Raw genomic sequence first — 17,756 nt, forward strand, 5'->3', positions numbered from 1 at the left:
ATGGCTGATATTGATTTAATCCCTCAGAAGAATGTCCCGGCCAGGATAGGCCAGCCCGAGCTAGTCGGTGAGCTAACTACCCTTAACCTGGGACCCACTCACCCGGCTACGCACGGTATATTTCAGAATATACTACAGATGGACGGCGAAACGATCGTTTCGGGCGAGCAAACCATCGGGTACATCCACCGGGCCTTTGAAAAAATTGCCGAAAGGCGCCCTTTCTACCAGATTACTACCCTCACCGACCGCATGAACTACTGCTCGTCGCCGATCAATAATTTTGGTTGGCTCATGACGGTAGAGAAACTCCTGGGCGTAGAAGTACCCAAGCGGGCGCAGTACATCCGGGTGATCATGATGGAGCTGGCGCGCATCTCCGACCACCTCATTTGCAACGGCATTCTGGGGGTAGATAGCGGAGCCTATTCGGGCTTTCTCTACCTGATGCAGAAGCGGGAGGAGATCTACGAAATATACGAAGAAGTATGTGGCGCGCGCCTCACGACCAACATGGGGCGCCTGGGTGGTATGGAGCGAGACCTTTCCAACGAGGCTATCCGCAAGCTGCGGGAATTCATAAAAACCTTTCCGCCGGTACTGCGGGAGTTTGAAAACCTCTTCAACCGGAACCGGATCTTCATGGACCGGACCATCAACGTAGGGCCCATTACGGCGGAGCGCGCACTTAGCTACGGCTTTACGGGGCCAAACCTACGGGCCGCCGGAGTGGACTACGACGTGCGGGTTATGAATCCGTATAGTTCGTACGAAGATTTTGAATTCAGTATTCCTGTAGGCCAGAGTGGCGATACGTACGACCGCTTCATGGTCCGGGGTGAAGAAATGTGGCAGAGCTTTGGCATTGTGCAACAAGCCTTGGAAAATTTGCCCGAAGGACCCTACTATGCCGATGCCCCCGAGTACTATTTGCCTCCCAAAAAGGAGGTCTACCGAAATATGGAGGCCCTGATCTACCATTTCAAGATCGTGATGGGTGAAATCGACGCCCCCGTTGGCGAGGTATACCACGCGGTAGAAGGGGGCAATGGCGAGCTCGGTTTTTATTTAATCAGCGACGGGGGCCGGACGCCCTATCGCCTGCATTTCCGGCGGCCCAGCTTTATTTACTACCAGGCCTACCCCGAAATGTGCAAGGGAGGTACCTTATCCGATGCGATCCTGATCATGAGTAGCCTGAACGTGATTGCCGGAGAGCTGGATGCCTAGCCTATACCCGATGTACGAATTAATAAGACGCAGATTTATTTTTTGAATACAGTAATGACCGAAGCACCGAATACCGTAGCCTTTACGCCGGAGCGTTTAGCCAAAGCCCGGGAAATCATAGCCCGTTATCCCGAGGGACGTCAAAAATCGGCTTTATTGCCACTGCTTCACGTAGCGCAGGAGCAGTGGGGCTGGCTGAGTAGTGAGGTGATGGATTACGTGGCCGGGCTGCTGTCTATACAGCCCATCGAAGTCTACGAGGTAGCTAGTTTTTATACCATGTTTCACCTCGAGCCGGTGGGCAAGCACGTGATCGAGTACTGCCGTACGGGGCCGTGCTGTCTCATGGGAGGCGAAGATGTGTACGGGTACCTAAAGCAAAAGCTGGGCATTGGGGCGGGTGAAACCACGCCCGATGGTACCTTTACCCTTAAAGAAGTAGAGTGTCTGGCCGCCTGTGGCTGGGGGCCCGTCTTCCAGATTCGGGAAAAGTACTACATGAACCTGACCAACGAGCGGATCGACGAGATTGTAGAAGAGCTGAGCAAATAAGTGCCGCTCAGGTCGTAAACCCTATTCTATTTCACTAATGACAAAGAAAATATTACTGGAACATGCGGGTGTGAGTGGCATCGAGACTTTCGATGTGTACCGCAAGCAGGGTGGCTACACAGCCGTAGAGAAAGCCCTTAAAACCATGACTCCGGATGAGGTAGTAGAAGAAGCGAAGAAATCGGGCGTGCGAGGGCGCGGCGGGGCCGGATTCCCAATGGGAATGAAGTGGGGTTTTCTGGCGAAGCCCGAAGGGGTACCTAGGTACCTGGTTTGTAACGCCGACGAGTCGGAGCCAGGTACTTTCAAAGACCACTACCTCATGAAGACGATCCCTCACCTGCTGGTGGAGGGTATGATCGTGGCGAGCTACGCACTGGGTGCCCACAAGTCGTTCATTTACGTGCGGGGAGAATTGCTCTACGTGATTGCGATCTTAGAGAAAGCCATTGAAGAGGCCAAAGCGCAAGGGTTTCTGGGAAAGAATATTCTCGGAACTGGCTATGATCTGGAACTGGTGGTGCAGCCCGGCGGGGGAGCCTACATCTGTGGGGAAGAAACGGCCTTGCTTGAGTCCTTGGAAGGGAAACGCGGGAACCCACGCAATAAGCCTCCTTTCCCGGCCGTTAAAGGCCTTTATCAAAGCCCAACGGTGGTTAATAACGTGGAATCCATTGCCAACATGCCCTGGATCATTAACAACGGGGGTGAGGCCTATGCCGCGATAGGAATAGGACGAAGTACTGGTACGAAGCTCATCTCGGCTTCGGGTCATATCAAAAAGCCGGGCGTATACGAAATAGAACTGGGCCTCTCGGTAGATGAATTCCTGAATTCCGACGAATACTGCGGCGGAATCCGTAACGGTCATCATCTCAAGGCGTTGGTCGCAGGGGGCTCCTCAGTACCTATTTTGCCCGCGCACCTCATTACTAAAACGGCTACCGGCGAAAATCGCCTGATGTCGTACGAGTCGCTTTCCGACGGTGGGTTCGCCACGGGTACCATGCTGGGCTCGGGTGGCTTTATCGTTTTTGACGAAACAGCCTGTATCGTCCGCAATACCTGGAATTTCGCGCGTTTTTACCACCATGAATCCTGCGGGCAATGTAGTCCCTGCCGCGAAGGTACCGGCTGGATGGAGAAGGTACTTCACCGGATCGAGCACGGCCACGGCAGTATGCACGACATTGACCTCTTAGTGGATGTAGCTAAGAAGATAGAAGGAAATACCATTTGTCCCCTGGGCGACGCCGCCGCCTGGCCCGTAGCCAGTGCCATTCGTCACTTCCGCGACGAATTTGAGTGGCACATTACCCATCCGAAGGAAGCCACGCAGCCCGGAGCGGTGTATATGGGAGATAGCATACTAGTATAAAAGGGAACCTCCCTATTTTGACCTAAGAAAATGGAAGATACCAAACCGAATGTAGTAAAAATAACCTTCGACGGCATCGAAGTAGAGGTTGAGGCGGGCACTACCATCATGCAAGCCGCCCGCCGGATCGCTGAGGCCGACGGTACCCAGGCCCACCTGGTACCGCCAGCCATGTGCTATTACAAGCCGCTGGAAGGTACCGGCGGGAAGTGCCGGGCTTGTCTGGTAAAGGTAGCTCAGGGCTCAGCCAAAGATACGCGGCCCATGCCGAAGCTCGTGCCCTCTTGCATCACCCAGGTGCAGGACGGCATGGTTGTGGAGAATACTACCAATCCGGCCGTGCTGGAAGCCCGGAAAGGGGTTGTGGAGTTTTTGCTTATCAACCACCCGCTCGACTGCCCCATCTGTGACCAGGCCGGTGAGTGCCACCTCCAGGACTTTGCCTTTGAGCATGGAGCTGCCCAAACGCGCTACGAAGAAGAGCGCCGTACTTTCGAGAAGCACGACATCGGACCGTACATCCAGCTGCACATGACGCGCTGCATCCTGTGCTACCGCTGCGTCTACACCGCCGACCAGATCACCAATCAACGCGTACACGGGGTACTTAACCGGGGCGATGCGGCCGAGATAAGTACCTACATTGAGAAGGCCATCGACAATGATTTCTCGGGCAATGTCATCGACGTATGCCCCGTTGGTGCGCTGACCGACAAAACCTACCGATTCAAAAACCGGGTGTGGTTTACCAAGCCCGTGGATGCACACCGCGACTGCCCTACCTGCAAAGGAGAAGTGACGCTCTGGTGCCGAGGGGAAGAGGTGATTCGGGTAACGGCCCGTAAAAACCAGTGGGGCGAAGTACAGGATTTCATTTGCAATACCTGCCGCTTCGATCAAAAAAAGACCAGCGACTGGGTGATTGAAGGCCCTACCAAGGTACAGCGTAGCTCGGTGATTTCGGCCAATAAGTACCGGGCCGATTTGGTGAAAAAACCAGATTTTGCGCTGAAGCTGGCTTCGTCGCAGTACAAGGCGATCGATGATTCCCGTCCCTACGTGACCGACCCGGATACGATTCGGCAGCAGAGCGTGGAAAATAACGACAAAGCCAACCACCGGTCTTTGCTGGCGGAGAACAATTGACCCGAGCAAAGCCACGTAACATAACCTAACTAATAACAGTAGAACCCGTTAATAAATGGAATTAACCGAGTTTGTGATCAAATCGCTGGTGATTTTGGTCATCTTTGGCCTTACCCTTCTGATTGCCATGTACTCTACCTACGGCGAAAGGAAAGTGGCGGGCTTTATACAAGACCGCCTGGGCCCCAACCGGGCGGGTCCCTTCGGGATTTTGCAGCCCCTGGCCGACGCGGGCAAAATGTTTTTCAAAGAAGACTTCATTCCCGCCCAAGCCAACAAATGGCTGTTCATTGCGGGGCCGTGTCTAGCCATGCTCACGGCCCTGATGACCAGCGCCGTGATTCCCTTTGGCGATTCCATCCGGTACGATGGGCTGGAAGTAGCCGTTCAGGCCGTAGAGGCCAATATCGGAATTCTGTACGTATTTGGTATTGTGTCGCTGGGTGTATATGGAGTCATGGTAGGAGGGTGGGCTTCCAACAATAAGTTTTCGTTATTGGGCGCCATCCGGGCCGCTTCCCAGAACATCAGCTACGAGATTTCGATGGGGCTTTCCATTGTCGCAATCCTGATGATGACCGGCTCGTTGTCCATTCGTGAAATCATTGAGCAGCAGCACGGCGGCAACTGGAACATTTGGTACCAGCCCCTGGGCTTTATTATTTTTATTACCTGTGCCTTTGCTGAGTGTAACCGTACTCCCTTCGACTTGCCCGAGTGCGAAACCGAGCTGGTAGGCGGGTACCATACGGAGTATAGCAGCATGAAGCTCGGCTTTTACCTGTTTGCCGAGTACATTAATATGTTTATCTCCTCGGCGGTTATCTCCGCCTTGTATTTTGGAGGATATAACTACCCTGGTATGGATTGGGTCTATGCCCAGTTAACGTCCGCGTTCGGTGACGTAGCGGGGCATAACGTAGCCACGCTGATAGGTACCGCGGCCTTTTTCGCCAAAGCGCTTTTCTTCGTGTTCTTTTACATGTGGGTACGCTGGACGCTGCCACGTTTCCGTTACGACCAGCTCATGAACCTGGGTTGGAAGAACCTTATTCCGCTGGCTATTCTCAATATTGTGATCACAGGTACCGGGGTTTTATTTTTAAAGCCCATCATTACGGCCCTGTTGAATTAATATAATCAGACATTGCTATGCAATTGACCGAGCGCTCCAAACAAGTGAGCAATAAAGAAATGACCTTGTCCGAGAAGGCTTACCTGCCCGCCATCGTGCAGGGAATGGCCATCACGCTCAAGCACTTTTTCAAAAAGAAAGTAACGATCCAATACCCTGAAGTAAAAAGGTACCTGGGCCCCGTATTCCGGGGAAGGCACATCCTTAAGCGCGACGAAGAGGGCCGCGAACGCTGCACGGCCTGTGGCTTGTGCGCGGTGGCCTGTCCGGCTGAGGCCATCTCGATGGTAGCCGAGGAACGCCAAAAAGGCGAAGAACACCTCTACCGGGAAGAGAAGTACGCGGCAGTATACGAAGTCAATATGCTGCGTTGTATTTTCTGCGGCCTCTGCGAGGAAGCCTGCCCCAAGCAGGCCGTGTACCTCCGCCACGACGAAATGGTGCCCGTATTTACCGAGCGCGACCAGGTGATCTGGGGCAAGGACCTGCTGGTAGAGAACATGAACAACCGCTACAAGCGCGAAGCCTGGACCAAAGAAGAAGCGCGGCAGCTGGACCAAAAGCGGGCCGAAGGCCAGGCTGCCGGTGTAGAACCCAGGGCTATACCCTAACATTTAACTGATTTTGGACCGCGTAGCCCGGAGGGGCTACGCGGTTAATACTTCAATCCCTTACATCGACCAACGGTATGAGTCCGACGCTTTCCCTTTTCTACTTCCTGTCGTTTCTGACGGTGCTTAGCGCCCTCATGGTGGTGTTTGCCCGCAGCCCCATTCACAGCGTACTTTATCTGATCCTTACCTTCTTTTGCCTTTCGGGCCATTATATTTTGCTCAATGCTCAGTTTTTGGCGGCCGTAAATATCATTGTGTACGCCGGTGCCATCATGGTACTTTTCCTTTTCGTCATCATGTTCCTAAACATGAAAAAGGAAGACGAAGAGTCCAAAACCAACCTCACGAAGGTAGCGGCCGTCATTGTGGCCGGTACGCTGGGTGTTATTCTGGTAGGTGCTTTCCGAAAATCGCAAGTAGGTACTTACAATCCCTACGCGCACGATTCGCAGGTTGGAATGGTAGAAAGCCTGGGCCACATGCTATTCCGAGAGTACCTACTGCCTTTTGAGCTTATTTCCATTCTTTTCCTAGTGGCCATGACCGGGGCCATCATGTTGGGTAAACGGGAAGTAGGCGAGCGGCATTTCTAACGAGCTTGTAATAGTATTAGTGAAAGGCTAGCCCATGGGGCTGGCCTTTTTTTGTTTATAAGACTATTTGTAAACCAATGACTTGCAGAAAGCAGCTGAATATTTAGGTCAATTAATTTGTAATTGGTCTAAATAAAAATCTATATTTGTCAATCGTTTATTTAAACTAATTATAAATAAACAATAGTCTAAAACTAGGCTCATACCAAAAGCAAATTATTGAAACCGGCCCTACGCTTTACAGACCAATGCCACAAGCTATACTCAAACTTACGGTTGTTTTTCTCTTGATACTTCTGGTATCTACCCATATGCTGGCGCAAACGGGAAGCATCAAAGGCAAGGTACTTCTGGTCAACGGCGAGCCCGCCGTGTATGCAAATATCCAGCTGGAAGACGGAGAATTGAAAACCATAACCAATGAGGCAGGTACTTTTTCAATGCAAGGGCTAAAGCCAGGTACCTACCAAATCCACGTCAGCTTGCTGGGCCACGAAAGTACCTCGCATACCCTCAAAGTACCTACGAGCGGTGCTACGCCGGTAGTAACGATTCGCCTCATTCCCAGCGCTACGCCCCTGAACGAGGTCGTCGTGACGGGCCAGTACGAACCGCAGTCGCTCCGGAAGTCGGTGTACCAAATCCGCACCATTAGCAGCGAGCGCATTCAGCAGCGTGGAGCGGTGAATGTCATGGGGGTACTTAACAACGAGCTCGGAATGCGGTTTTCCAACGACGCCACGCTCGGTACTACCGATGTGCAACTGATGGGGATGTCGGGCCGGAACGTAAAAATACTGCTCGACGGGGTACCCATGGTAGACCGGGGTGATACGCGTGAAAGCCTGAACCAGATCGACATCAACAGCATCGAGCGGATCGAGATTGTGGAGGGGCCTATGTCGGTTTCGTACGGTTCGGATGCGCTGGCGGGGGTTATTAATATTATTACTAAAAAAGCCACGGGTGAGCACCTGGGCGTGACAGCCCGGCTGCAGGAAGAAACCGTAGGCCAGGAGTACCAGCCGCTGACGCAGCAAGGTACCCACAACCAAAGCCTGGGACTAACCTGGCAGAAAAAAGGCTGGCAGGTAGCCGTAGGTGGTACCAACAATACCTTTGGCGGCTGGCAAGGCCGGGCCGAGGGCCGCACGAAGGAGTGGCTTCCCAAGGACCAACGACTCGGCCATGTCAAGGTAGGCTACGTCAACGGTACCTTTTCGGTGTACTACCGCCTGGACGGCCTGATGGAAACCATCCTGAGCGAGGGGGCGGAAAACATAAACACGCAGCGCGCTCGCGATCAAAAGTACCTTACCAACCGGCTGATGCACCAGCTACAGGGGGAATGGACCATCAGCGAGCGCGTACAGCTCACTACCCAGGCTTCTTACACCGACTACGAGCGCCGCACGCAGACGTCCATTCTGGACCTAACTACCGGGCGGCGGACGCTCTCGCTGGGGCAGGGCGAGCAGGACGTAGCGAAGTTTGATAGCAAAACCTTCCGAACTACCCTTTCCTACAAACTTTCGTCGGCGGTGTCGTTGCAGCCGGGGGTGGACATCAACCTGGATGCGGCCTCGGGAGCGCGCATAGCCGGTACGCCCAGCATCAGCGACTACGCCCTGTTTATTTCTTCGGTCATTAACCCCACCTCCGCCATAAGCATCCGGCCCGGCTTACGCTTCATCAAAAACTCCGTCTACGACGCGCCACCGGTTATACCTTCGCTCAATACTAAGTTCTCACTGGGCCAGAATCTGGACCTGCGCCTGGCCTACGCGCGGGGTTTCCGCTCCCCGGCCTTGCGCGAGCTGTACTTTAATTACTTCGACGCCAGCCATTCCATTGTGGGCAACCCGAACCTGAAAGCCGAGTATTCCAATAGCTTCAACGGGTCGTTCGTTTGGCAAAGCGTTGCCCGGCAAGGCGTTGCCCGGCAAAACGTTGCCCGGCAAAGTACCTCGGCGAAAGACGTTCATCTCAAATCCACGCTCGGATTTTTCTACAACCATTTCCACAACCTGATCGACTACGGCTACGACCCTACTAACCCGAGCGTTTCGATGACCGTCAACATTGACCAATTCCGCACCACCGGAGGTACTTTCGAGAACCAACTCTACTGGAACAACCTGCAGGCGTCGGTGGGCTTTTCGTACATAGGGCGCTACAACAGCATCCTGGACGAAGGCGATTACGCCAGCCGTGATTTGGGTACTTTCCTGTGGTCGCCGGAAGTAAATGCCTCCCTTACCTACCACTTCAAGAAGCTAGGTACCCAGCTGGGTTTCTTCTACAAGTACACCGGCAAGCGGCCTAGCTACACGGCCACCGTCGACAGCCAAAACAACCCCACTGTGCGCCTGGCCGAGATCGGGGCCTTTCATTGGGGCGATGTTACCCTCACCAAAACCCTCACCAAGTACCTCCGTCTTTCGGCCGGAGCCAAGAATATTTTCAACGTCACGCGGCTCACCAACAGCTCCACCGACGTAGGTGGTGCCCATAGCACGGGCGGTCCGGTGCCGATGAGCTACGGGCGCTCCTACTTTGCGGGGTTGGTTGTCAATTGGTCCAAACCTACATCACACTAACCATTCTTTATTCATTCATCACTCCCATTCGTTTTAATTCCATTCAAACCATGAACAAGTTTTTCACCACGCTTCTGACAATATCCCTGCTGCTTTTCTTTAATGCCTGTAAAGAAGAAGAAGTACCTCTGCCCGACAACCTCGTCGAATTTGAAAGTGCCGAACAAGGCATGGAGGGCACCACTAAAACCCTGACCGTGAAGGTGAAGCTCTCCCGCGCTACCGACGTAGCCGTGCCCGTGGCGGTTCAGCTTACGCCCAGCGGCGTTAGCTACGGCACCGAGTTCAGCACTACCCCCGCCGCCACCAACAACACCCTGGCGCTGACGATCCCGCCCGGTAGCGACGAAGCGGCCTTTACCATTACGCGGGCCGACAACGTTTTCCTGAGCGGTACAGAAGCCATTAACTTCCAGATCCAGTCGGCCGGGACGCCAGTGCTGGTAGGGCCTACTTCGGCGTTGGCAGTTAAGTTTACGTCCATTGTATCGCAAGGCAGCAGCCTTCGGCTCAACGGCGGTGCGGGCGGAACGAGCGCCGTAAACGCCGTCTTCGTTGATTTTAGCAATAATAAACAAAGCTCCGTAGCCCGTGCGGCCTGGGATCTGGGCTTCTATGCGGGCAGTGAGTACCGCGTGATCCTGAATAGCATGACGGGCGCTACGGCGGTAGCCGTGAATAAAACCAACCTGGCGCAGGTGACCGCTGCCGACACCGTTGGCGTGAATTTCACGCTGGGTTTTGAGCCCGCCCACATGGCGCTGGTCGATGACGTAACCGGCGACCTCACCAAGACCGTCATTGCGGCGGTGTCGGCCACGGAAGCGGACAACAAAGTATACATCCTGAGCCGGGGTACCAGCGGTGCCACGCCCAAGAAAGAACTGCTGAAGATCCGGGTACTTCGTAGCGGCGCGGCGGGCTACACCCTCCAGTACGCGGGCCTGAACGAAACTACCTTCAAGACCATCACCGTAAACAAAGAAAGTACCTACAATTTCAACTACGTGTCGCTGACCACCGAAGGCGCGCTGGAAGTAGAGCCGCCCAAAGACCGTTGGGACATCGTATGGACGGGTGGCCTCTATAAAACGGCCCTTCAGCCGGGCGTCGATATTCCGTACTACTTCTCCGATATGGTGTTTATCAACCAGCGGGGGGGCGTACAGGCGGCTGAGGTACTTACCAGCAGCGTGAGCTACGACGCCTTTGCCGAGAGCCATCTGCCGGGCGTGACCTTCAGCGCCGACCGTGTGGTGATCGGAGCCAACTGGCGGACCGCCACCATGAATGCGACGGGCGTAAGAACGGACCGCTTCTATCTGGTAAAAGATGCCGCGGGCAACGTGTACAAGCTCAAGTTCGTCAACTTCGCCTCCAGCGATGGTGGCGAGCGCGGGTACCCCAACATTGAGTACAAGCTAGTTAAAAAAGGATAAGCCTAACCTTGGGAGGGGAAAACCAAAGTACCCTCCCAAGGCTTATTTCGCCGTGGCTTTCCGCTGACTATTCCTAAACCTACCAGACCTATGGCCAATACGTATCATTCCAATACCGAGCTGCGCCTGCTTAGCCAGAAGCCCAATGGGTACATCGGGCAGTGTCCCTGCTGTGAGCATTACAATTTTGTATTCAAAAACTTCCTCTTTGTTTTTAACGAAGACAGCCTGCGGGGCTTTCAGGAGGTACTTTACGACGAAAAGTACCTCTGCACCATTGAGCCCAAGCTCCCCCACGGAAAGGGGTACTTGCTACCGTCGCCCTTGCCCAACTTCATGCTGGTCTTTACCGAAAAGGAGTTGGAAGAACTACGAAATCTGTTTCAGGAAGCCCTGCTAACCCTGGAAGTGGAGCGTCTGCTGCGGTCTTAGAAAATGGCAGGAGAGGTGTACTTGTACCATTAAAAATAACGAACGACAATGAAACAAAATGCCTTTTGGGGAAGTACCCTGCTGCTGCTGCTGAACTTTGTTCCGCTGGGGAAGTACCTTTACGCGCAGGAGGTACCTTTAAAGCCGGTTACGATTACCAATCTTCCCGCGGATCCCGCCGATGGTCCGGCCGAACAGGCGGGTCGCTTCACTTTTTTTAGCCTCCGCACCGGGCAAGTCGTGCCCAACGCCGACTCCCTGACCGACCGCTGGGACCTAGCCTTTCGGGGTACTACGGTGCTGGTCAACGGCGGCGCGGGGCGCCGGGGTAAGGGCGGAGCCTACCTGCACAACGGCTCCTTCAACGAACTCACCCAGCTTTCAACCGAAGTACCCTTCCGCGTGGATGAGCCCGGTGGGGAGCAGGCCATTGCGGGTGGCTCGGGCAACGGCTGGTACGCGTACAACGCAGCCACGCACGAAATCCTGCCCGTTCCGAACCGCGTGCTGGTGCTCCGAACGGCCGATGGCCGCTACGCCAAAGTACAAATTCTCAACTACTACCAGCAAAGCCCTGGCCTTTCCGACAGCTCCGCACCAAGCCGCTACTATACCTTCCAGTACGTTTACCAGCCGGATGGTACTTTGCATTTTTAAATAGTTATAAGTATGAAAATCAGCCGTTTGTATTTTATTAGCCATTGTGTATTTTGGGGTACTTTGCTGCTAATGGGTAGTAGGCCAAGCGTAGCCCAAAGCAAGGCCGCCACTCCGGTCCGGATCGTATCCACGGATGGTACCCTGAGCGAGATTTTATGTAGTTTGGGTTTGGAAAAACAGCTGGTAGGCGTAGACGTGACCAGCACCTACCCGGCTTCGCTGCAAAAACTACCTAAGGTAGGCCACAACCGGAGTATTTCGGCGGAAGGAATCCTCTCCCTCAATCCGGACCTGATCGTGGCCAATAGCCAGGGTATGATGAAACCGGAGATCCTGGACCAGCTAAAAAGTACCGGCAAGAAAGTGGTGGTATTTGAGCAGAAGTACACGGCCGAAGGTACCAAAGCGCTGATCCGGGAGGTAGGCAGGTACTTTGGGCGGTCGCCTCAGGCGGAGCAATTGATCAAAAAAATGGAGGCCGATTTGGCGAAACTTCAAAAGCAAACGGCTTCCAAAAAGGTACTTTTCATCTACGCCCGGGGGGCAGGTACCCTCATGGTGTCGGGAATGGGGACCTCCGTCGATCAACTGATCCGGTTGTCGGGTCATCAGAACGCGGCGCAAGGGTTTACGGATTTCAAGCCTCTTACGTCGGAGGCACTTCTGGCGGCTAATCCCGACGTGCTGCTGCTTTTTTCAAGCGGGCTGGAAAGCCTCGGGGGCGTCGACGGCTTGCTGAAAGTACCCGGCATTGCGTATACCAACGCGGGGAAAAATCGTAAAGTAATCACCATGGATGGACAACTCATGACGGGCTTTGGCCCGCGCCTGGGCCAGGCGGCCGCCGAGTTGTCCGCAAAAGCACGTTAATATGTCCCAGACCGACACCCTTACTCAGCCCCGCCGCGAGGCAGGTACTTTCACCGCCCGGCGGCGCTCTCGGGCCGGGGCCCTGGGGCTACTGGCTGCTTTGCTGGTGCTGGCGGTACTTATCTCGGTGTGTACGGGCGCGATGGCTATTTCGCTGCCGGAGCTGGCGGGGATCGTCACGCAGCAGCTGGGTATGGAAGCGGCGTACCCGTTTGAGGAGCACCAAAAAATCATCTTTTGGTTCATGCGGCTTCCCCGCATCTGCCTGGGTATCCTCATCGGCGCGGGCCTAAGCGTGGCGGGAGCGCTGCTCCAGAGCCTGTTCCGAAACCCCCTGGCCGACCCCATGCTGATCGGCATTTCGTCGGGCGCTACGCTGTTTGCGGTGCTGGCCATTGTGTTAGGTACCTTCTTTTCGGGCCTGCTCGGCGGCCTGCTGGGCTCCTACCTGTTATCGTTTGCAGCTTTTATGGGGGCTTGCCTGGCCATCTTGCTGGTGTACCAGCTTTCGAAGGTAAACGGCCGGTCGCAGATCACCACCATGCTGCTGGCGGGCATCGCCATCAATGCCTTCGTCAACGCCCTGACGGGCCTGCTGATTTCGATGGCGAACGACGAGCAGCTGCGCAGCATTACGTTCTGGGGGCTGGGTAGTTTGGGTGGAGCCACCTGGACCACCGTACTCACAGTACTTCCTTTTATCGGCCTCACGCTCCTGTACATGCCCCGGCTGGCCAAGTCGCTCAACCTCCTGGCGCTCGGCGAAAGCCAGGCCGCGCACCTGGGCGTGAATACTACCCGCCTGAAGCGCCAGACGATCCTGCTCGTGACCCTCACGGTAGGTGCCTCGGTGGCCGTGGCCGGTACCATTGGCTTTGTGGGGCTGGTGATTCCGCACATCATCCGGCAGGCTTTTGGGCCGCACCACCGGCTGGTACTGAGCGGCTCGGCTCTGGCTGGCGCGGCGGTACTTACGCTGGCCGATACGCTGTCGCGCACGCTGGTAGCGCCCAGTGAGCTACCCATTGGGGTACTTACGGCGCTAATGGGTACACCGGTATTTGTGTATATTTTGCTCAAAGAAAAACGCTATACGCATGATTGAGGTCAATAACCTGAGCGTTAGCCTGGGCGGCAAAGAGTTACTGAAAAACGTAAGCTTCCGGGTACGTCCGGGGCAATTCTGGGCCATTGTCGGTCCCAACGGAGCTGGCAAATCCACGTTGCTGAAGGTACTTAGCCGCGATCTTGCTCCCAGCGGTGGCGAGGTACTTTTTAATGCGCGTCCCCTGGCCAAGTACCAAAACCAGGAGCTCGCCCAGGTACGCGCCGTGCTTTCCCAGCACAACCAGGTTTCGCTGCCTTTCAAAGCGGAGGAAATCGTGATGATGGGTAGGTACCCTTACCACGAGCACGAGCCCACCGACGCCGACTACGCCATTGTGCATCGCTGCCTGGCCAAGGTAGAAGCCCTGCACCTGGCCGACCGCCTGTACCCGACGCTGTCGGGTGGGGAGCAGCAGCGGGTGCAACTGGCCCGCACACTGGCCCAGATCTGGGAGGTACCCCAGGGGTACTTGTTGCTGGACGAACCTACCAACGGCCTGGATCTGAAGCACCAATACCAAACGCTGCATTTGGCGCGTGAACTGGCCGGACGGGGCTACGGCGTGGTGGCCGTACTGCACGACCTGAACATGGCATTGCACTACGCCGATCGGCTCCTGCTGCTCTCGAAGGGAAGTACCTACGCCGAGGGCACACCCGCCGAAGTACTGAACCCCGCAGCCATCGAAGCCGTATACGGTATTGCGGTGCAATGGGTGACCCCGGCCGAGGGAGGTACCTGCTTCATCATGCCCCAGCCCGACTTCCAACCGATCTCTTTATAACTATTTGCTAACTACCTTAAAAAATAAAGTACTATGAAAACGACCCCCGTATCCGAGCGCTCCAGCCTGAAAGAAGCCTGGAATGAGTTCAGACTCCAGAACCCTAAAGTACGTATCCGCGACGCCGCTAAGCAGTTGAACTCCACCGAAGCCGAGCTCCTGGCTACGGGCATTGGCGAGTCGGTCGTGCGGCTGGAGGGCGATTTTCGGGACGTAATTCAGGATGTAGCCCAGCTGGGGCATGTCATGGCGCTCACCCGCAACGACCACGTGGTACACGAGCGCAAAGGTACCTACGAAAAAATCTCTTTTCGGAATCAGGTGGGGCTGGTGCTGGGCGAAGACATCGACCTCCGGCTGTTTATGACCCACTGGCATTTTGGGTTTGCCGTGAACGAAAATGAGCGGCAGAGCCTGCAGTTTTTTGACCAAAATGGCGAAGCCGTCCACAAAATATACCTCACCGAGCAGAGCGACCGCGCCGCCTACCAGGCTTTGGTAGCCAAGTACGAAGCCGCTGACCAGGAGGCCGCCGTCGTCACGCAGCCCTTACAAGAAACGGAGGAAGCCTATACGGCTAAAGACGAGGCCGAGCTGGCGGCGTTTCAGCAAGAATGGCTGGGCCTGCAAGATACCCACGATTTCTTTGGGCTTATCCGGAAGTACGGCTTGCCCCGCCAGGAAGCCCTCCGGCACGCGCCCGAAGGCTACGCCTACCGCTTCGATCCTGCTTCGATTCGGCAGGTGTTTCAGGATGCCGCCGATACATCATTGCCCATCATGGTGTTTGTAGGAAGCCGCGGTTGTATCCAGATCCACACCGGCCCGGTGAAAAAGCTGGTCGTGACGGGGCCCTGGTTCAACGTACTCGACCCTGAGTTCAACCTGCACCTGCGCGAAGATGCCATTCACGAAGCGTGGGTGGTCATTAAGCCTACCGTCGATGGAGTAGTAACGGCCCTCGAACTATTCGATGCCCAGGGGGAAATCATCGTCCAGGTATTTGGCAAGCGCAAGCCCGGTTCGCCCGAGCTCGAAGCTTGGCGGTCCATTGTTCAAAATGCAGCCTCGCCGCTCCAGATAAGTTAAGTTAATCAGCCATAGTACCGAAAAGGACCGACTAGTTAGCCGGTCCTTTTTTAGGGTACTTATGCTACCATGGCGTAGAAAAAGGGTAGGAGAGGAGCCACAAAGAAATAGCTCGCCAAGTACCCTTTATCAAGTACCTTTAAATGTTAATTCCTGCGCCTACCAGGGCTCGTACCGTCTGGGCAATGCCCTCGGTATCGAAGCCACATTCATCGTAGAGCTCGTTTTGCTCTCCGTGCTCCACCACCCGGTCGGGAATACCAAGACGCTTCACGCGGGACGCGTACCCATGCTCCGCCATAAACTCCAGCACCGCACTGCCGAACCCACCCTGAAGGCAACCGTCTTCTACGGTAACGACGCGATCAAAGCTACGGAATACCTCGTGCAGCAGCGCTTCATCGAGCGGCTTTACGAAACGCATGTCGTAGTGTGCTATGTGGAGCCCTTCCCGGGCCAGGAGATCACAGGCCTCCGCGGCGTAGTTACCCACGGGCCCCAGGGTCAGGAGGGCGGCCTCGTCGCCGTCACGTAGTTTACGTCCCTGCCCTACTTCAATTTCTTCCAAAGGTGTGCGCCACTGGGGCATCACGCCCTGTCCGCGCGGGTACCGGATCGTGAAGGCGCGTTTGCCCCTCTGGATTTTTTCCAGCTGGGCCGTATACATGAGGTTGCGGAGCTCCTGCTCATTCATGGGGGCCGACACGATCATGTTCGGAATACAGCGCATGTAGGCTAGGTCATAAGCCCCGTGGTGCGTGGGGCCATCGGCACCGGCAAAGCCCGCCCGATCCAGGCAGAAAATCACGGGTAGTTCCTGAATGCATACGTCATGTATCACCTGGTCATAAGCACGCTGCATGAACGTAGAGTAGATGTTGCAGAACACCACCTCCCCGCGCGTAGCCATCCCGGCTGAGAACGTAACGGCATGTTGCTCGGCAATGCCGACGTCAAAGGCGCGCTCGGGCATGGCTTTCATCATGATATTTAGCGACGAACCCGACGGCATAGCGGGAGTAACGCCCACAATGCGCGGGTTCTTTTCGGCCAGCTCGACCAGCGTATGGCCAAATACATCCTGGTACTTAGGCGCTTGGGGCGTATCGTAGATTTTTTTCTGAATCTCGCCCGTCACTTTATCAAACAAGCCCGGCGCGTGCCACTTGGTTTGGTCTTTTTCGGCGGGGCCGTAGCCCTTTCCTTTTACGGTAAGGCAATGCAGTAGTTTGGGCCCCGGTATATCTTTCAGGTCGTTCAGAACATCGGTAAGGTGGTCAATGTCGTGGCCGTCGATGGGGCCAAAGTACCTGAGTCCGAGGGATTCGAAAAGGTTGCTTTGTCGTAAAAGGGCACCTTTAAGGGCCGTTTCTACCTTAGAGACAATCTCCTGGGCACTTTTGCCGAAGTGGCTCATCTTACCCAGCACATTCCAGACTTCATCGCGTACCTTATTATAGGTATGAGAAGTGGTGATATCCGTGAGGTACTCTTTCAGCGCGCCCACGTTGGGGTCGATGGCCATGCAGTTATCGTTGAGGATAATTAGCAGGTTGGAATCCGTAGATCCGGCGTGATTCATGCCTTCAAAGGCCATCCCGGCCGTCATGGCCCCATCGCCAATCACCGCAATATGCTGCCGCTGGGGGTTACCCTCGCGCGTGGATGCCACGGCCATGCCCAGCGCGGCAGAAATGGAAGTAGAAGAATGGCCTACGCCAAAGGTATCGTAAACGCTTTCTTTTCGCTTGGGAAAACCGGATAGGCCGCCGTACAGCCGGTTGGTGCTGAAATTATCCCGGCGCCCGGTTAGTATTTTGTGCCCGTAGGCCTGGTGCCCCACGTCCCATACCAGTTGGTCGTCGGGCGTATTGTACACGTAGTGAAGAGCTACTGTAAGTTCTACTACGCCCAAACTAGCCCCAAAATGCCCTCCATAGACGGATACGTTGTCAATAATGTATTGGCGCAGTTCATTGCTAAGCTGAGGAAGTTGGCTTCGATCCAGTTTGCGTAAATCCTCGGGAGAATTAATCTCAGCCAGTAGTTTTCCGGGCGTGATGAGCATACTCACTGCTATTGGTTTTCAGATGTGTTGGTTAAACTAGCGCTAACCAAAAAGTGTT

General features: G+C 55.0%; 16 protein-coding genes. 15 read left to right on the forward strand and 1 reads right to left on the reverse strand.

Annotated elements, in window-relative coordinates; all coding sequences use genetic code 11:
* The 15 genes from HNQ92_RS01210 (at position 1) to HNQ92_RS01280 (ending at position 15,630) form a co-directional block, all read left to right on the forward strand.
* Positions 1–1,230: an NADH-quinone oxidoreductase subunit D gene (locus HNQ92_RS01210; protein WP_184169689.1), complete on the forward strand. Its 1,230-nt coding sequence runs from the start codon at positions 1–3 to the stop codon at positions 1,228–1,230.
* Between the two features lie 54 nt (positions 1,231–1,284).
* Positions 1,285–1,782, forward strand: coding sequence for an NADH-quinone oxidoreductase subunit NuoE family protein (locus tag HNQ92_RS01215; RefSeq protein WP_184169692.1), 498 nt, complete (start codon positions 1,285–1,287; stop codon positions 1,780–1,782).
* Positions 1,783–1,819: 37 nt separating this feature from the next.
* Entirely contained in the window at positions 1,820–3,160 is a 1,341-nt protein-coding gene (nuoF, locus tag HNQ92_RS01220; protein ID WP_184169694.1) for an NADH-quinone oxidoreductase subunit NuoF, read from the forward strand.
* A gap of 30 nt (positions 3,161–3,190) precedes the next feature.
* A complete protein-coding gene (locus HNQ92_RS01225; RefSeq protein ID WP_184169697.1) occupies positions 3,191–4,306 on the forward strand; it encodes an NADH-quinone oxidoreductase subunit G in 1,116 nt (371 codons plus the stop codon).
* 55 nt (positions 4,307–4,361) lie between these two features.
* A complete protein-coding gene (nuoH, locus tag HNQ92_RS01230) occupies positions 4,362–5,441 on the forward strand; it encodes an NADH-quinone oxidoreductase subunit NuoH (protein WP_184169700.1) in 1,080 nt (359 codons plus the stop codon).
* A gap of 17 nt (positions 5,442–5,458) precedes the next feature.
* On the forward strand, positions 5,459–6,052 hold the full coding sequence (locus HNQ92_RS01235) for a NuoI/complex I 23 kDa subunit family protein (RefSeq protein ID WP_184169703.1): 594 nt from the start codon (positions 5,459–5,461) through the stop codon (positions 6,050–6,052).
* Between the two features lie 77 nt (positions 6,053–6,129).
* Positions 6,130–6,648 (forward strand): NADH-quinone oxidoreductase subunit J family protein, encoded by a 519-nt coding sequence (locus HNQ92_RS01240; protein WP_184169706.1) that lies wholly within the window; start codon positions 6,130–6,132, stop codon positions 6,646–6,648.
* A gap of 311 nt (positions 6,649–6,959) precedes the next feature.
* Positions 6,960–9,248 carry a TonB-dependent receptor gene (locus HNQ92_RS01245; protein WP_246439406.1) on the forward strand — a complete coding sequence of 763 codons (2,289 nt, stop codon included), beginning with the start codon at positions 6,960–6,962 and terminating at the stop codon, positions 9,246–9,248.
* 50 nt (positions 9,249–9,298) lie between these two features.
* Positions 9,299–10,687, forward strand: coding sequence for an HmuY family protein (locus tag HNQ92_RS01250; RefSeq protein WP_184169709.1), 1,389 nt, complete (start codon positions 9,299–9,301; stop codon positions 10,685–10,687).
* A 90-nt stretch (positions 10,688–10,777) separates the two neighbouring features.
* On the forward strand, positions 10,778–11,119 hold the full coding sequence (locus HNQ92_RS01255; protein ID WP_184169712.1) for a DUF6686 family protein: 342 nt from the start codon (positions 10,778–10,780) through the stop codon (positions 11,117–11,119).
* A gap of 48 nt (positions 11,120–11,167) precedes the next feature.
* Positions 11,168–11,776, forward strand: coding sequence for an HmuY family protein (locus HNQ92_RS01260; protein ID WP_184169715.1), 609 nt, complete (start codon positions 11,168–11,170; stop codon positions 11,774–11,776).
* A 12-nt stretch (positions 11,777–11,788) separates the two neighbouring features.
* The gene (locus HNQ92_RS01265; protein ID WP_246439420.1) at positions 11,789–12,649 is read left to right on the forward strand and encodes a heme/hemin ABC transporter substrate-binding protein; all 861 of its coding nucleotides are present in this window, start codon (positions 11,789–11,791) and stop codon (positions 12,647–12,649) included.
* 1 nt (position 12,650) lies between these two features.
* Positions 12,651–13,754, forward strand: a complete 1,104-nt coding sequence (locus tag HNQ92_RS01270) for a FecCD family ABC transporter permease (protein ID WP_184169719.1) — start codon at positions 12,651–12,653, stop codon at positions 13,752–13,754.
* Positions 13,747–14,541: a heme ABC transporter ATP-binding protein gene (locus HNQ92_RS01275; protein WP_184169722.1), complete on the forward strand. Its 795-nt coding sequence runs from the start codon at positions 13,747–13,749 to the stop codon at positions 14,539–14,541. Before HNQ92_RS01270 ends, HNQ92_RS01275 begins: the two co-directional genes overlap by 8 nt.
* A 33-nt stretch (positions 14,542–14,574) precedes the next feature.
* The gene (locus HNQ92_RS01280; protein ID WP_184169725.1) at positions 14,575–15,630 is read left to right on the forward strand and encodes a hemin-degrading factor; all 1,056 of its coding nucleotides are present in this window, start codon (positions 14,575–14,577) and stop codon (positions 15,628–15,630) included.
* A 139-nt stretch (positions 15,631–15,769) separates the two neighbouring features.
* Here HNQ92_RS01280 and dxs read toward each other — a convergent pair whose 3' ends face one another.
* A complete protein-coding gene (gene dxs, locus HNQ92_RS01285; protein ID WP_184169728.1) occupies positions 15,770–17,698 on the reverse strand; it encodes a 1-deoxy-D-xylulose-5-phosphate synthase in 1,929 nt (642 codons plus the stop codon).
* Positions 17,699–17,756: the final 58 nt, after the last annotated feature.

Source organism: Rhabdobacter roseus (assembly GCF_014202275.1).
Lineage (GTDB): Bacteria > Bacteroidota > Bacteroidia > Cytophagales > Spirosomataceae > Rhabdobacter > Rhabdobacter roseus.